Annotated in this window: 14 protein-coding genes; 2 read left to right on the top strand and 12 right to left on the bottom strand. The window is 70.4% G+C overall.

What is annotated here, in order from left to right:
* Positions 1-15: 15 nt before the first annotated feature.
* Positions 16-1,425 carry a M14 family zinc carboxypeptidase gene (locus F0L68_RS38395; RefSeq protein WP_149854840.1) on the bottom strand — a complete coding sequence of 470 codons (1,410 nt, stop codon included), beginning with the start codon at positions 1,423-1,425 and terminating at the stop codon, positions 16-18.
* Positions 1,426-1,617: 192 nt separating this feature from the next.
* Here F0L68_RS38395 and F0L68_RS38390 point away from each other — a divergent pair, with 192 nt between their 5' ends.
* The gene (locus F0L68_RS38390; RefSeq protein WP_149854839.1) at positions 1,618-2,010 is read left to right on the top strand and encodes a type III secretion system chaperone family protein; all 393 of its coding nucleotides are present in this window, start codon (positions 1,618-1,620) and stop codon (positions 2,008-2,010) included.
* 10 nt (positions 2,011-2,020) lie between these two features.
* Here F0L68_RS38390 and F0L68_RS38385 read toward each other — a convergent pair whose 3' ends face one another.
* From F0L68_RS38385 to F0L68_RS38345, 9 genes are all read right to left on the bottom strand, one after another.
* Entirely contained in the window at positions 2,021-2,239 is a 219-nt protein-coding gene (locus F0L68_RS38385) for a DUF2277 domain-containing protein (protein WP_149854838.1), read from the bottom strand.
* Between the two features lie 89 nt (positions 2,240-2,328).
* On the bottom strand, positions 2,329-3,279 hold the full coding sequence (locus tag F0L68_RS38380; RefSeq protein WP_149854837.1) for an esterase/lipase family protein: 951 nt from the start codon (positions 3,277-3,279) through the stop codon (positions 2,329-2,331).
* A gap of 92 nt (positions 3,280-3,371) precedes the next feature.
* Positions 3,372-4,565 carry a serine hydrolase domain-containing protein gene (locus tag F0L68_RS38375; RefSeq protein ID WP_149854836.1) on the bottom strand — a complete coding sequence of 398 codons (1,194 nt, stop codon included), beginning with the start codon at positions 4,563-4,565 and terminating at the stop codon, positions 3,372-3,374.
* 123 nt (positions 4,566-4,688) lie between these two features.
* Positions 4,689-5,306 (bottom strand): maleylpyruvate isomerase family mycothiol-dependent enzyme, encoded by a 618-nt coding sequence (locus F0L68_RS38370; protein ID WP_188317056.1) that lies wholly within the window; start codon positions 5,304-5,306, stop codon positions 4,689-4,691.
* Between the two features lie 211 nt (positions 5,307-5,517).
* Positions 5,518-6,900 carry a DHA2 family efflux MFS transporter permease subunit gene (locus F0L68_RS38365; RefSeq protein ID WP_188317055.1) on the bottom strand — a complete coding sequence of 461 codons (1,383 nt, stop codon included), beginning with the start codon at positions 6,898-6,900 and terminating at the stop codon, positions 5,518-5,520.
* Positions 6,901-6,970: 70 nt separating this feature from the next.
* Positions 6,971-7,966, bottom strand: coding sequence for an alpha/beta fold hydrolase (locus F0L68_RS38360; RefSeq protein WP_149854833.1), 996 nt, complete (start codon positions 7,964-7,966; stop codon positions 6,971-6,973).
* 28 nt (positions 7,967-7,994) lie between these two features.
* Positions 7,995-8,591, bottom strand: a complete 597-nt coding sequence (locus F0L68_RS38355) for a TetR/AcrR family transcriptional regulator (protein WP_149854832.1) — start codon at positions 8,589-8,591, stop codon at positions 7,995-7,997.
* 168 nt (positions 8,592-8,759) lie between these two features.
* Positions 8,760-9,536, bottom strand: coding sequence for a crotonase/enoyl-CoA hydratase family protein (locus F0L68_RS38350; RefSeq protein ID WP_149854831.1), 777 nt, complete (start codon positions 9,534-9,536; stop codon positions 8,760-8,762).
* Between the two features lie 25 nt (positions 9,537-9,561).
* Complete coding sequence (locus tag F0L68_RS38345; protein WP_223199517.1) at positions 9,562-10,422, bottom strand: SCO6745 family protein; 861 nt, start codon at positions 10,420-10,422, stop codon at positions 9,562-9,564.
* A 101-nt stretch (positions 10,423-10,523) separates the two neighbouring features.
* Here F0L68_RS38345 and F0L68_RS38340 point away from each other — a divergent pair, with 101 nt between their 5' ends.
* A complete protein-coding gene (locus F0L68_RS38340; RefSeq protein ID WP_188317054.1) occupies positions 10,524-11,984 on the top strand; it encodes an aminotransferase-like domain-containing protein in 1,461 nt (486 codons plus the stop codon).
* A gap of 17 nt (positions 11,985-12,001) precedes the next feature.
* Here F0L68_RS38340 and F0L68_RS38335 read toward each other — a convergent pair whose 3' ends face one another.
* Positions 12,002-14,602 (bottom strand): AfsR/SARP family transcriptional regulator, encoded by a 2,601-nt coding sequence (locus F0L68_RS38335; protein WP_188317053.1) that lies wholly within the window; start codon positions 14,600-14,602, stop codon positions 12,002-12,004.
* Positions 14,583-14,777 (bottom strand): AfsR/SARP family transcriptional regulator, encoded by a 195-nt coding sequence (locus F0L68_RS42885; RefSeq protein WP_188317052.1) that lies wholly within the window; start codon positions 14,775-14,777, stop codon positions 14,583-14,585. The genes F0L68_RS38335 and F0L68_RS42885 overlap by 20 nt, the downstream gene beginning before the upstream one ends.
* Between the last annotated feature and the right edge of the window lie 100 nt (positions 14,778-14,877).

The raw sequence follows: 14,877 nt of genomic DNA, 5'->3' as shown, positions 1-14,877 counted from the left end.
GTCTGTCCGGTGCGGTTACTTCGTCCGGTACGGCGTGAGCGCGTGCTGGGCCGCGTAGACCAGCGCCGGCTTCATCTTCGGCCAGAAGAAGCTGGCCTGGCAGGAGAACCTCGGCGTGAAGCCGCTGCACCCGCGCCCGGTGTTGTCGCCGACCTCGATGGTGAAGCTCGCGACGCCGAGCTTGTCGTAGGTCCAGTCGTCGGTGCCGCCGGAGGCGTTGTAGAGGATCTCGCCGGCCTGGCCGTACTGGTAGCCGGTGATGGACCCCATCGCCTTGCCCATCGCGCGCAGCGCCGCGTCGTTCCCGGTGTGCACGGTGTAGTCGTACTCCCAGGGGAACAGCACCATGCTGGCGTCGCTGTGCATGGTGATCATGACGCCCTTGGTGTCCGGCGGGGCTGGCGCGCTATTGCCCGAGCCGCGCACGGCCGGGTACAGGTTGCGGAACAGGCCCTCCAGCGCGGTGTTCTCGATCTCCGAGTCCGAGCGCGGGCCGTCGTACACCTGGCTGCACGGGTCGTGCGAGATGCCGCTGGTGTCCCAGTGGCTGCCGGTGTTGCGGTTCAGGTCAACGCCGGCCTGGCTGTACGCGGAGACGCCGCAGTTGTTGCCGTTGAGGTAGTCGGCGTTCTTGCGTTGCAGGATCGGGGAGTTGCCGCCCTTCTGCACGATGTCCACGCCGTCCGGATTGGCGATCGGCACGACCCACAGCTCGGTGGAGTTCAGCAGCGAGGTGACCGTGCTGTCGGTGCCGTATCCGTTGACCAGATAGTCGATCCAGCGCCACGACACGTCGCCCGTGGTGATCTCGCGGGCGTGGATCTGGCTCATCAGGAAGAACCGAGGCTTCGCGGAGTTCGGGTTGAGCGCGCAGTCGCCGGACTTCTTCTTGGTGATGCAGATGGCCCGCAGGTCATAGCCGCCGGTCAGGCCCCGGTTCTTGCGCCAGGACTTGCCGTAGGTGACGTTGGTGGCGAGGTCAGGGTGCTGCGTGGCGACCTGGTCCAGGTGCGCATACTGCGCGTTGACGGTGTGGTAGCCGCCGTCGTACGTCTCGTTCACGTCGGCCGGGACGAGGGGGTCGTTGTCGGCGCGCTTGGGCACCGGGGCCCACTGCGGGGCCGGCAGCACGGACTCGACCGTGGGGGAGAAGCCGAAGCCCCGCAGCCGGTCGCCGTCGCCCTTGGTACCCAACACGAACAGGTCCTTGCCGTCGCGCTGCTCCAGCACGTCGAACCCGTCCGCGAACAGCTTCTCGGACTGACCGGCCGAGCTGTCGATCCGGTAGACGTAGCTGGGGTCGCCGGTCTGTGCGCCGTTGACGGCCGCGACGTTGGTGGCCGAACCCAGTTGGGGCACCAGCAGAATCGCGGCGGCGGCTGCCGCGGTGATCGCTCCGGAGATGGGTATGCGGTACTTGCGCATGCGTTCCTCCCGCAGGGTAGGAGAACTCGTTCGGAACGTAATCCCATACTCAGGTGCGCATAACCCTACGGACGGCTGTTTCTTCCCAGTTACGGCTGAGCTGACCGGCCGCATGTCGCCGGCCGCCCGCGATAAGCTCTGGGTTCCTGGGGATCTTGGTCGTGGGGCACAGGCTGCGGAAAGGGACGAACAATGGCGTCGTGGGGAGATGTTGTCGCATATGTGCGGGCCGAATATCAGGTGATCGCGCAGGATCGCGACGAGATCAGGATTCTGTTCGAGTTCGACGACGACCGCAGCCAGGTGGTGGTGCTCGCCCGCGAGGTCCTCGACGAGCTGCACGAGTGGGTGCAGATCGCCTCGCCGTGCGCGCTCGTCGCCGACGTCGACCTCAAGCAGCTGCTCGAGGAGGTCGGCCACACCACGGTCGCCGGCGGCGCGGCGATCATGGGCGACCACGTGGTGCTGCGGCACTCACTGCCGCTGGAGAACCTCGACATCAACGAACTCGTCGACCCGATGACCCTGGTGGCGGGCTCGGCCGACGAGCTGGAGGAGAAGTTCGTCGGCGGCGACAGCTACTAGGACTCAGCTACTAGGCACTCTGAGCGCCCCGTACCTCCAGCGCCCCGAGCAACCGCACGGTGGCCTCGGTGATGTCGGCGACCGCGCGCTCGAACGCCTCGGCGTTGTGCGCGGCGGGCTGGCGGAAGCCGGACACCTTGCGGACGTACTGCAACGCCGCCGCGCGCATGTCGGCCTCGGTGGCGTCGGTCTCGAAGGGCGGGCGGAGCGTCTTGATGCTGCGGCACATGGGTGCATTGTCCCCTGACCGGACCCCGCGCGGCCACCTCGAAAGGCGACCGCGCGGGGTCCGCACAGGGAGGACGCACAGGGGAGCGCTCAGGGGGCGAGAGGCACGAACGAGCACTCGACGGGGCGCGCGTGCGCCGGGTCGAGCGCGTTGAGCACGACCTGGGTCGCGTTGGGGTCGAAGGCGACCATGCCGTGGCCGCCGAAGTCCTGCGGGCACAGGTCCTGGAGCACGACGTTGGTCGAGTTGGGGGCGTCCAGGATGCCGCTGGTGTAGGGCACCACGGCCTCGTCGTACTTGGTGATGACGGTGGTGTAGCTGACGCCCGGCACGGCGGGAGAGCCGTTGTCGAGCTTCTGGAGGAACGCCGAGCCTGCCAGGAACTGGAGCGCGGAGGGGAACGCGCCGCCGACGACGGTGTCCACCACCGGCCCGAGCCCGAACATCCTGGCCAGCACGTACACGTTGGCGAGTCCGGCGGTGTCGGTGCCGTGCCACAGCGGCGTCAGCGCGACGTAGTGGTCGACCTTGGCCGCGCCGCCGAGGAACTTGACGTAGTAGTCGGGCATCAGGCTGCCCTCGGAGTGTCCGACGATGTCGACCTTGCCGGCGCCCGTCGCGGCGAGCACCCGGTCGACGAACGCGGACAGGTCGGCCGCGCTGGTCTCCATCACGTTGCGGCCGCCGATCTGGTCGAACGGGAACGGGGTGCCCGCCGGTACTCCGTAGGTCAGCGCGAACACGCAGTAGCCGGTGTTGGCGAGCAGCGGTGCGATCGTCTGCCAGTTCTCGGTCATGTTGGCGCTCGCCCCGTGCGCGAGGACCACCGGGCGCGGGTGCGCGGCGGTCGGCCGGCAGGACCAGTTGTTGGCGCCGGGCGGGTCGCTGTAGGGGTGGGCGAGTTCGGCGGCGGCGGCCGCGGCGATGCCTGCAGGGCCGTAGGGGACCGGATAGCGAGCCTGGTCGGCGGCGGCTGGGCCGACACCGATCAGACCGAAGGCCAACACACCGGCGACGATGCCGGCGACGGTCGTGCGCATGAATGCCCTCGCTCCTGGTTGCTACTCGACAGTAGGTAGCGTTGAGGGTGGCCCAGGTCACATGCGCGTGTCAATGCGTGCGGTAACGCCGCTTACCGAACGGGTGACGTCCCGTGCTCGCGAAGGCCGTCGCGGGCCGCCTCGAGCACGTCGGCGCACACGGCCGGCATCCCGGTCGCGTCCGCGGCGCGCTGGGTGAGCACGACTACGGTGAGATCCTGCGACGGCACGTTCGTCCACGCCGTCCCTGACCCGCCCTCCCAGGTGTAGCTGCCGTCGTCGAGCACGGACATCCCGTAGCCCCAGCCGCGGTCGTCCAGAAAACTGAAGCCGGGCCAGACGTTCGCCCGCTGCGCGGGGGTCAACTGGTCGCGGGTCATCTCGGCGACCGTGTCCGACATCAGCACCGGAGCTCCGCCGCGCATCAGCATCCTGCCGAACGCGACCATGTCGTCGGCCGTGGAGACCAGACCGCTGCCGCCGTCGGGGAATCTCGGGGGACGGGACCACTGGCCGCCCGGCGGGTCGCTCACCTCCAGCCGGCCGTCCCGACTCTCGTACGCGGTCGCCAGCCGAGTGATGTCGGTCGCGTGGAACCCGGTGCTGTCCATCCCGAGTGGACCGAACAGCCGCGCCCGCAGCACCTCGTCGTAGGGCGCCCCGGCGGCCCGCGCCGCCAACACCCCCAGCACCTGCGAACCCGACTGGTAGAGCCACCGCTCGCCCGGCTGAGCCAGCAGCGGCAACTCGCCGAGCCGGGCCAGCCAGGTGTCCGGATCCGGCATCGCGTCCGGCTGCGTCGGGCCGAACGTGGCCAGCTCCCGGGCCTGCGTCGCGGCGAGGATCGGCCACGGTTCGGCCGCCATGAACATGGCGCCCTGCATCCCAAATCCCCAGGTGAAGGTGAGCAGATCCCGCACGGTGATGGCGCGTCGGGCTGGGACCGTGTCCCCGAGCGGCCCGTCCGGGCTGCGCAACACCCGGCGATCGGCCAGCTCGGGCAGGAGCTCGTCGACGGGCGCGTCCAGCTCGAGCACGCCGTCGTCGACCAGCGAGAGCACGGCCGCGGCGGTCATCGGCTTCGTGGTCGAGGAGATCCGAAACTGCGTGTCCCGCCGCATCGGCGGCCCGCCCACCGCCATGACCCCGGCCGTCGCGAGATGCACCGCGTCGCCTCGGGCCACGGCCGCGACCACGCCGGGCACCTGTCCCCGCGCCACGGCAGACGCCACGATCTCGTCGATCCGCGCCAGCACCGCGTCCTCGAAACCGCCGCCGTCAGTCATCCGGGCAGCCTACGACTGAGTCACGGCCCGGGACAGTCGGCGGCGGGCACCGCGTTGCTCGCGCTCCAACCCTCCGACCAGGTCCCTGCCCCCGCGGCGTCGACCGCATCCAGCCAGAAGCTCCTAGGGACGCTCCCGGAGCGCGGCGACGCCCTCGCCGGTCAGCGAGTCAAGCGCGGCCTTCCGGCCGCACATCGCCAGCAGCAGCGGCACCAGCGGCCCGCTGACCTCGGGGCCCGACCCGGTCGACCACTCGGCGTCGGTCGCGCGCAGCCGCAGGCCGGCGATGCGCTTGCGGCAGCCGACAAGTGGCTGGGCGGACTTGCCGAACTCGGCCGCGCCGACCAGCGCCTCCGGCGAGTGGTCCACCGCGTTGCCGAGCGGGAAGGCGATGTCCTCGCCGTGCACCACGATCTCCAGCAGCATCGAGGCGACCGGGCCCGGCGGGTGGTTCCGGCTGCCGGCGGAGGCGCGCAGCCGTTCCAGCATCCTCGGCACGCCGGCCGCGCCGACCCGGTGGATGTCGCCCGCCACCATCTTCTGGAAGCTGAAGCCGTTGCGGAGCAGGCCGCCGAAGAATCCGCCCTGCGTGATCTCGGCGGTCGCGACGATATGTGCCAGAGCGTCCTGATTGGACCAACCGGCGCACAGCGACGGTGACCGCCACGCCGATTCGTCCAGTCCGGCAAGGGAGTCGGCCAACCGGGTGCGTTCCGTCGCGATGAGCTGCCAGGTGTCCACAGCGGACCTCGCTTCCGACGTGCGAGCCGAGACGTGCAGCATAGGTCCGTCCGCCTGAACCCGCCACGCAGCCGGACAGGCCGATGGCCCCGTGACGGGCGCGCGCCACGGGGCCATCGGCCGTACCGACGTCTCGCCTCCACCGGTGTGCGGAGGCGACCGCCGGCCGTCTAGGACATGCTCGCCTTCGTCCGAAGGCGTGCTGCGGTGGTCATCCCTCTGATCCCGCCGCCGCCGTCGCCGCGCCGGCGGGTGCGGTGGCCGGCCGCGAGCGGAGCAGCATGAGCCCGGCCAGCGCCGCGACACCGGCGGCGATCCCGCTGAACAGGAAGATGTCGTCGAACCCCTGCGGGCCGCGCAAACCCTTCTCCGACAGGATGACGGCGACCGCCGCGACACCCAGCGCGCCGCCCAGCTGCCGGGCGGTCAGGTTCAGGCCGATGCCGGTGGCGAACCGGGTCTGCGGCACCGACACGGCGGCCACCGACGACAGGCCGGTCATGGTCATGCCGAGCCCGATGCCGCCGATCGACCCTGCCGGGAACCACACCGACCAGAACGACGGGTCGGCGCCGACCGCGTAGTACATCCAGATGCCGTTGGCGCCGAACAGGATCATGCCGATCGACACCGACGCGCGCTGGCCGGCCAACGACAACCGCTTGCCGACGATGATGGCCGCGACGGCTCCGGTGATCGCGCCGGGCACCACGGACACGCCGGACTTGATCACGGAGTAGTGCCAGACCGTCGACACGAACAGCGGGCCGGACAGCAGCCAGCCGAACATCGCGATGCCCGACAGCAGCGAGGTCAGGTTCGCCTGGGCGAAGGTGCGGTTGCGCCACAACGAGATCTCCACCGCGGGGGCGGGGTGGGTGCGCGACCGGAACAGGCCGAACAGCACGAGCACCAGGCCGACCGCGAGCGCGCCGATCGTCTTGACGTTGGTCCAACCCCAGCCGTAGCCCTCCGTCAGGCCAGCGACGACAAGGCCGATGCCGAGCGTGACGGCGACCGTGCCGATGATGTCGGGCAGCCGGTGCCCGGTCGGCCGGTCCTTTGGCAGGTTGCGGAATCCGGCGAACGCGAGGAACAGGCCGAGCGGCAGGTTGATCAGGAAGATCGCGCGCCAGCTGAAGACGTCGACCAGCACGCCGCCGAGCGTCGGCCCGGCCACCGCGGCCAGCGAGGCGGTCGCGCCCCACACGCCGATCGCCGCCGTCCGGTGCTCCGCGGGCGTCTCGAACAGCACGAGGCCGAGCGCCGACGGGATCATCGCGGCGGCCGTCGCGCCCTGTAGACCGCGGAAGATGTTGAGCATCTCGATGTTCGGGGAGATCGCGCTCAGTAAGGACGCCACGGTGAACAGCAGCAGTCCGAGCAGGAAGAGTCGCTTGCGCCCCAACACGTCCGCCAACCGTCCCGCCGGGGTCAGCAGCGCCGCGAACAGCACGGCGTAGGCGCTCACCACCCAGGACAGTGTCGACACCGAGGCGCTGGAGAAGCTGTCCCGAAGCGCGGGAAAGGCCACGTTGACCACTGTCGTGTCGAGGAACGCGAGGAAGGTCGCGCCCGAGGTCAACGCCAGCACCAAGCCAGGTTTGACCGCTGTGCCTGGCGAGGCCGTTTCGGATGCGGATGACACGCTCATGTCCCCTTTCTCATCGACGTCCGCTGAGGACGTCGCGCTCTGGCGTGAATGTGCGAGGGCTAGCGAGTTGTCGCAGCCCCTCGGCGGCTCCGGCGCTTGGCGACTCTGCTGCGTCGGTGTCGACGACAAAGGACACGATCTCGGCGACCACGTCGGGATCCTGGAGGATCCGGTTGTGGCCGAGGTCGTTCGTGCTGTGCAGGCGGGCGTCCGGCCACGCGTCGGCGATGGCCCTGCTGTCCGCCCAGTTCGTCTCGTTGTCCGTGCGGTCGTGCACGAGCAGCAGCGGCGGCGTGTCGACTTCCTTGGCGATCGAGGCCACCTCGAAATGGGACAGCGGCAGCGCGACGCGGTGTTCGATGCGCCGCACCATGTTCGCGCGGACTCGCTCGCCGAAGCCGGCTCGGCGGGAGAACTCCTTGGTGTAAGGGCGAATATCACCCATCGGTGCGATGAACACCAGGCGCCGCACCCGAAGCCGGTTGCGCACGGCGACCGCGGTGGCCATGCAGCCGATCGAGTGCGCGATCACGGCGTGCGCCGGACCCTTGGCGACGCACACCGCGTCGAGGACGTCGGTGAACTCCAGGATGGTGCTCCGGCCCGGCCCGGCGTCGCCGTGCGCGGACTCGCCGTGACTGGTCGCGTCGACGGACACCACCCGGTAGCCGGCGGCCACCAGGGGATCCACGAACGCGCCGAGCTGCCCCCGGTGGCCGCCCCAGCCGTGCAGCAGGTAGACCACCGGGCCCGCACCCCAGTTCTCGCCGACCATCCGTCGCCCGTGCACGTAGACCTCGAACCGATGGCCCTGGGCCGAGGGCACGACCGTGCCGCGGCGACCGCTGGACTGCGGGGTGAACCACAGTCGCTCCGCCCACCAGCCGCCGAGGGTGGGGGCGACGCGCTCCAGCACCGCGAACGCGAGCCTGACCGAGCCGAACACGAGCCGCCGAAAGGACCGAACGGTCGTGCTTTTCTTTGCGACTGAAGCGGCCTTGGTCATGGCGTCTCCTGGGAATGTGGCGCTGGGGTCAGCGGCCCGGCTCGCGCGCGGCGGCCAGTAGTCCGCCGAAGGCGCGGTGGGCCCGCGACTCGGCCGCCGGGTCGTGCAGCAGCCGCTTCGTGTGGTGGTAGGCGAGGATCACGCCGTAGAGGTCGTGCGCGAACTGCTCGGCGTCGAGGTCGGGGTCGAAGTCGCCCTCGGCCACCGCGGTGCGGACCACCTGGGCGATCGTCTCCAGCCAGTCGCGCTGCTGACGGACCAGGTAGTCCCGCATCGGGCCGGGTCGGTCGTCGAACTCGACCCCGGCCGTGATGAACAGGCAGCCGCCGGGCAGGATCTCGCCCGCCCACTCCATCCACCGCTCGAACAGCTCGCGCACGCGGGGCTCGCCGCGCGGCGCGGCCAGCGTCGGCAGGGCCACCACGTTGAGGAACCGGGTGGCGGCGTGGTCGAGGACCTGGAGCTGGAGGGACTCCTTGGAACGGAAGTGCGCGAACAGGCCGCTCTTGGACAGCTTCGTCTGCGTCGCCAGCGAACCGATGGTCAGCCCGTCGAGGCCGGCCGTGCTGGCGATCCGGACCGCCTCGTCGAGGATGGTCTGTCGGGTCTCCTCACCCTTGCGCATGGGCCATTATCAGCACGACCGTGCTGTTCTGGCAACCGGCGGACCCCGGATGCGCCCGTTCGGGTCCGAACGGACGCAGCCAGGGCCGCTGCCGGCGCTGTCGGGACGGCTCGGGTGCCCCGAGCCGTCCGGGCGAACTAGGGCCGCTGCCGGCGCTGTCGAGACAGCTCAGGCGCTCCGGCCCGACCGCGCGAAGAACCGCCGCAGCCCCTCCTGGACGCCGTCGGTTGGCACCGTGACGGCGAACCACGCCGCCTCAACCGCGAGTCCCTCGTCGATGGGCAGGTTGATCCCCCTGGTGACTGCGGCAAGGCACGCGGCCACCGCCGACGGCGCGTGCCGCACGATCCGCTCGGCCAGCTCGCGCGCGGCCGGCAGCAGCCGGTCGGCCGGCACCACCGCGTTCACGATGCCCAGCTCGGCGGCGCGGGCCGCGTCGATCGGATCGCCGGTCAGGATCAGCTCGAGGCCGCGCTTGCGGCCAACGTGCCTCGGCAGCCGCTGCGTGCCGCCGAACGCCGGCGGAATCCCCAACGCGATCTCCGGCTTCGCGAACGTGGCGTGCTCGGCGGCGATCGCCAGCGGGGCCGCCTCGGTGATCTCGCAGCCGCCGCCGTAGGCGAGGCCGTTCACGGCGACGATGACGGGCTTGCGAAACGCCTCGATCCGCCCGGTGAGCGCCTGCCCGCGCCGCACGAACTCGCGCAGCGCCCGGTCGACGCCGCCGGACACGCTGTCGGCGAGGCCGTTGATGTCCGCGCCGGCGCTGAACGCCCGCCTGCCCGCGCCCGTGAGGATCACCGCGCGCACGGTCTCGTCGGCCTCGATCACGTCGAGAAGCCGCGACAGCTCGTCGATCGTCGCGTAGTCCAACGCGTTCAGCTTCTCCTGCCGGTCGATCGTCACGGTCGCGACGGCGTTCTCAACTCCACAGTGGACTGTCATGGATTCTCCTTCTACAACAACGAATTTACGGACGCGGAGCGCCGATCGGATTGGGCACCGGAACGACGCCGGTGTCGATCAGGTGCCGGCTGATCGGCGCGGCCAGCCGGATCGCCCGCTCGACCCCGGACTCGCCCAACGCCTCGACCGGGTCCGCCGCGAGCCGGTCGGTGCTGTCCTCCAGCTGCCGGCGCAGCGCCCCGCCGCTCTTGGTCAGCCGGGACGTGCGATCCAGCAGGCCGCGCGCGACGAGTCGACGGCGGCTGCCCTCCCAGTCCTCGTCGGACCAGCCGCGATTGCGCTGGATCAGCTCCCGGCTGACCGCGCCGGTGGCCACGTGCGTGAGCGTCGTGTCGATGCCGCGCAGCCCGGCGTGCACGGACGCGATGACGTGGCCGTCGCCCCGGTGTTCCCGCAGCACGGTCGCGGCCAGCCAGACCCGCCCCGCGTCGCCGTCGGGCCGCCGGACCCGGGACCAGGCCGCGGCCAGTGGCCTGCCCTCATACCGGCAGCCGAGCGCGGCGCGTTCCAGCAGCCCGGCCAGCTTGAGCAGCGCGCCGGTGTCACCAGCCGGCAGCGTCCGGTCCAGCGCGGCCTGCACGGCATCCAACCGGGTCCGCAGCACCGTGTCCGGCGTGGCGTGCGCCCACGCGTCGGGCAGCGCGCGGGCCACCATGCCCGGCGCGAAGCCGAAGAACATCGCCGTCACGGCGGGCGCGTCCAGCGCGCCCAGCGGCGCGACCCGCCCGGCGAAGTAGCCCATCCACCAGCCCCGCAGCCCCAGCGCCCTGGCGACCTCGGCCGGCTCCGGCGCGAAGTACGCCACGGCGTGGATCGGCTCGATCGCCTCCCAGAACCGCCTGGCCAGCGTCGGACTCGGCTCCACGCGCATTCTCCCTCGACTCGATGGACCTCTACCTGGCGAACCTCCACCTGACGGTCAGCCTCACGGTTGAACTCCACACGAAACAGGGCCAATGTGGCCAAGTGGACCAGGATCTCGGATGGTGGGTGCGGATCGCGCTGGACGGCTGGGCCGAGCGGCCGGGGCCCCGCTACCGGCGGGTGGCCGCCGCCGTGGCCGACGCGGTGGAACACGGCCTGGCCGGAGCGGGCGACCGGCTACCGGCGGAGCGCCCGCTCGCCGACGCGCTCGCGGTGAGCCGGGGCACCGTGGTCCGGTCGTTCGACGAGCTGGTGGCCGCCGGCGTGGTCGAACGCCGGCAGGGCGCCGGCAGCTTCGTGCGCGGGCGGGTGTCCTGGACGCACACGCCCGCGGAGAACTCGGCCGCCGCGCTGCTGCGCCGCCGCATGGTGGACGACCGGGAGACCATCGACCTCTCGCTGTCCGTGCCGGCGGGGGTGGACCACCTGCCGGCCGTGCCCGACCTGACGATCGCCGACCTGGCCGCCGTCGGCAACCACGGCCTGCACCCGGCAGGCCTGCCCGAACTGCGCGCCGCGCTGGCCGACCACCTCACCCGGCGGCTCGGCCTGCCGACCACCGAGGACCAGCTGATCATCACCTCCGGCGCACAGCACGCCCTCACGCTGGTGGCCGGCGCGGTCGTGTCGCCGGGACGAGCCGTGCTCACCGGCTGCCCCACCTATCCCGGGCTCGCGGGTGCGCTCGCCGGTCGCGGCGGCCGGCTCGTCGCCGTGCCGGCCGACGAACTCGGCATCGACGCGAACGCCGCGCACCGCGCCGCCGCGCACCTGCCGGCCCCGGTGATCTACGTGGACTCCAGCGCGCACACGCCGCTCGGCGCGGTGCTGAGCGCCGCTCGCCGGAACGCCCTGCTGCACACCGCCCGCCGGTTCGACGCGCTGATCGTCGAGGACCTGACCCAGGCGGGCCTGTGCCTGGACCCGACCGCCGACCCGGTCGTCCCGCTCGCCGCGGCAAAACCCGGCACGGCAAGGGATTCGGACGGCGTCATCGCGATCGGCTCGCTGTCGAAGATGTTCTGGGCCGGCCTCCGGATCGGCTGGCTGCGCGCCCCGGCGGCCCTGCGCGGCCACCTGCTGCGCCTGCGGTCCGCGAGCGACCTCGCGCCAAGCGTACCGGCCCAACTCCTCGCCCTGCGGCTGCTCGGCGCCGTCGACGAGGCGTGGCTGACCGACCTCCTCTGCGCGCTGCGCGCCCGCCGCGACCTGCTGCTCGACCTGCTCGCCCGGCACCTGCCGGCCTGGCGGACGACCCGGCCGTCTGCCGGCCTGTCCCTGTGGGCGACATTGCCGGTTGCCGACAGCGAGACCTACGCGCACCTGGCCGCCCGCTACGGCGTGCTCGTCGCGCCGGGCGCGACCAGCTGCGTCGACGGACGACACCACGCGGGCATCCGGCTGTCCATCGCCGAGGCCCCGCACACCCTGGCGTCCGCAGTGGACCGACTGGCCGCCGCGTGGGAGGAGCACGCCAGAGACCTCGCCGCCGCCCGCGCGTGAATCCGTCGACGGCCTGTTCAGCGGTCGGCCAGAAGGTCGAGGTACAGCTGAACGCGTTCGGCGTCCTTGACGAGGTGCTGGACTCGAAACATGTCCAGTGCTCGCTGCCAACTTGCCCGAGCCTGCGCATAACGGTTGAGGGCGTGCTCTGCTTGCCCAAGCCGCTCAAGGGCGTGAGCTTGTTCATGGACTTCGTGTAGATCGTTGTACGCTTCGACGGCCTGCTGGTAGTAGTCCACCGCCTGCTCGTGCCGACCGCTGAGGAAGGCGACATAGCCAAGGCTGTCGAATGCGAGACTCGCGCCTACTCGGTCATGATGCTGACGGGACACGATGAGACCGGCTTCGCAATGTGTGCGTGCCTCATCGTGGTTCCCCAGTCTGGCGTGGTGCCAACCCATCTGGCTGTGCTGTCTGCCTACCATGCGCGGTAGATCAAGGATCTCAAAGAGGTTCAGCGCCTGAGTGGCGTGCGCCAACGCCTCGCGATCATTCTGCTGCTGGAGTTCGTAGGCGCGAGCGAATGCACGGTGGGTCGCGGCTTGACCTTCAAGATCGCCAGCGTCCTCAGCTAAGCGCAGGGCTTGATGAAGGTGTTCCAGAGCGACGGTGTGGTGCCCTGTCCGTGCGTAGATGTAGCTGAGCTGTCGGTGGGTCTGAACTTGAATTGCCGTCTCGCCCAGTTGATCGGCGGCAACCAGCGCTGCTCGCCGCACCACGAGCGCGTCGTGGTTGAGACCTTTCCAGTTGTGGAAGGGATTGAGTGCCCAGGCCAGTTGCCAGACCGGCGCATGCCAACCCTTGCCGAGTGCTAGCCGCTGTGCTGCCAACAGATTCTGGTTTTCGACGGTGAACCACCGCCACGCCGACGTCTCATCATCGAGCAGAAAAGGGTGGTGGCCGATGCCGGGAGGCTTGGCCTCGACCTTTGGGAGGACGGAATCCAGTATCGACACGGCGGTGAGGCTGGTATGTAGATAGAAGTCGATCAGTCGGGTCAGGCTTGCCTCTAGACGCGCGGCCGAGTCGGTCTCCTCGGCGGTGCTGCGGGCGTGTTCGCGCAGCAGGTCGTGGAACCGGTAGCGCCCTGGCGATGAGAGCTGCAGGAGGTGAACGTCGACCAGGTCCTCCAACAGCAGTTGTGCGGTGGCCGGTTGGAGGTCGGCGAGGTTGGCGCTCGCATGGACGTCGAAGTCGGCGCCGGGATGCAGGCCGAGCAAGCGAAACAGGCGCTGTTGTTCGGCAGATAAGTGCTTGTAGGAGAGGGCGAAAGCTGCCGCGACGCTGCGGTCGCCGATGGTTAGTTCTGTCAGTCGCTGTTGTCCTTCGCGCAGTCGTTCCGCGAGGTGACTCACGGTCCACGTCGTCCGGCTGCGCAAGCGCGCGGCGGCGATGCGGATAGCGAGTGGCAGGTAGCCACTCAGCTTCACCACGTCACGGACGGCCTCCGGCTCGGCCTCGATTCGTTCCTGCCCAGCGATCCGGGTGAACAAGTCGACTGCGTCATCGGGAGGAAGCACCGCCAGCGACAGGATCTGGGCTGCCTCGAGGTCGGCAAGGTGGCGCCGGCTGGTGATGAGAGCCAGACAGCCGGCTGCGCCGGGCAGCAGGGGCCTGACCTGGGCGGCGTTGGCCGCGTTGTCCAACACCACCAGGGCTTTCCGCTCGGCGAGTTCGGCTCGCCAGAGCGCCGCCCGTTGATCCAGGTCGTGCGGGATCGCGCTGCTGGGCACGCCGAGCGCGCGCAGCAAGTGGTCGAGTGCTGTCGCTGGGGCGACGGCCTCGCGTTCCGTGGAGTGACCGTGAAGGTCGATGAACACCTGTGCGTCGGGAAACAGGTCGGTGAGGCGATGCGCGACATGTACGGCAAACGTCGTCTTGCCCACGCCGGCCATGCCGTCGACAGCATTGATCACGACGGCGGTGCCATCGCCAGGCAGCGTGGCCAGCAGTCGTTGCGTCTCGTCTTCGCGACCGGTGAAGTCGAGGACGTCAGCGGGCAGGTCGTTGCGTCGAACTCGCCGGTCGACTGACGGGGGAGCGACCGGTTCGATGTCCCCGCGGAGGACCCGTTCGTGCAACTCTCGCAACTGCGCACCGGGATCGATGCCCAACTCGTCGATCAGCGTCTGCCGGAGGTTCCGAAAGACCTGTAGTGCCTCCGCCTGCCGACCGGCACGCGACAGCGCCACCATGAGTTGACCGTGCAGTCGTTCGCGGTGCGGGTTTCGCCCGGTGAGGTCCTGTAACTCCGAGATGGCCTCGCTGTGCTCGCCGAGTGCGAGGTCGACCTCGATCCGGTCCTCCACCGCCGCGAGACGCTCGTCCTCGAGCCGGACGATCTCGGCCTCGAAGTAGCGATCCGACACTCCGGTCAGGGCCGAACCCCGCCACTGGTCAAGGGCGGCCCGCAACTCGGTCGACGCACGCTGGTGGCGGCCGGCAGCGGCGTCGGCACGGCCACGTCGCACATGATCGCGGAACACCGTCAGATCAAGCTCGCCGGGCTCGACCCGCAGTCGGTATCCGGTGGTGAAGGCGATTCGCTGGTCACCCTCCGGTTCGACCTGTGCGAGCGCGCGCCGCAGGCGAAAGACATTAGGTGTGCAGCACCGCACCGGCAGTCGAAGGTGCGCTGCCGTCCCAGATGGCTTCGGCGAGCTGCTCGACCGGCACCACTTGGTTGGCCCGCAGCAGCAGCGCGGACAGCAGCGCCCGCTGCTTGGGGCGCGTGAGTCGCACCGAACCGTCCGGGCCGATCGCCTCGACCGGACCCAGGATCCGAAACTCCACTGTTCCCCCTGCGCGGAGGCCGCTGGCCGGCGTCGGCCCTCCTTCTCCGCATCGTATCGAAGCCGGTCAGGCGGATTCGTCCGGATTTCCCGACAGAACG

Origin of the sequence: Solihabitans fulvus (assembly GCF_008386585.1) — a bacterium.
Taxonomy (GTDB): Bacteria; Actinomycetota; Actinomycetes; order Mycobacteriales; family Pseudonocardiaceae; genus Solihabitans; species Solihabitans fulvus.
Note: the sequence above shows the minus strand (reverse complement) of the source record. Positions and strands in the feature narration are given on the sequence as shown.

What these genes read in the sequence shown, in the direction of transcription:
- F0L68_RS38375 (WP_149854836.1), bottom strand. Translation starts at nt 4,565, where the DNA reads ATGACTGACGGCGGCGGTTTCGAGGACGCGGTGCTGGCGCGGATCGAC.
- F0L68_RS38380 (WP_149854837.1), bottom strand. Translation starts at nt 3,279, where the DNA reads ATGCGCACGACCGTCGCCGGCATCGTCGCCGGTGTGTTGGCCTTCGGT.
- F0L68_RS38350 (WP_149854831.1), bottom strand. Translation starts at nt 9,536, where the DNA reads ATGACAGTCCACTGTGGAGTTGAGAACGCCGTCGCGACCGTGACGATC.
- F0L68_RS38385 (WP_149854838.1), bottom strand. Translation starts at nt 2,239, where the DNA reads ATGTGCCGCAGCATCAAGACGCTCCGCCCGCCCTTCGAGACCGACGCC.
- F0L68_RS38390 (WP_149854839.1), top strand. Translation starts at nt 1,618, where the DNA reads ATGGCGTCGTGGGGAGATGTTGTCGCATATGTGCGGGCCGAATATCAG.
- F0L68_RS38355 (WP_149854832.1), bottom strand. Translation starts at nt 8,591, where the DNA reads ATGCGCAAGGGTGAGGAGACCCGACAGACCATCCTCGACGAGGCGGTC.
- F0L68_RS38395 (WP_149854840.1), bottom strand. Translation starts at nt 1,425, where the DNA reads ATGCGCAAGTACCGCATACCCATCTCCGGAGCGATCACCGCGGCAGCC.
- F0L68_RS38360 (WP_149854833.1), bottom strand. Translation starts at nt 7,966, where the DNA reads ATGACCAAGGCCGCTTCAGTCGCAAAGAAAAGCACGACCGTTCGGTCC.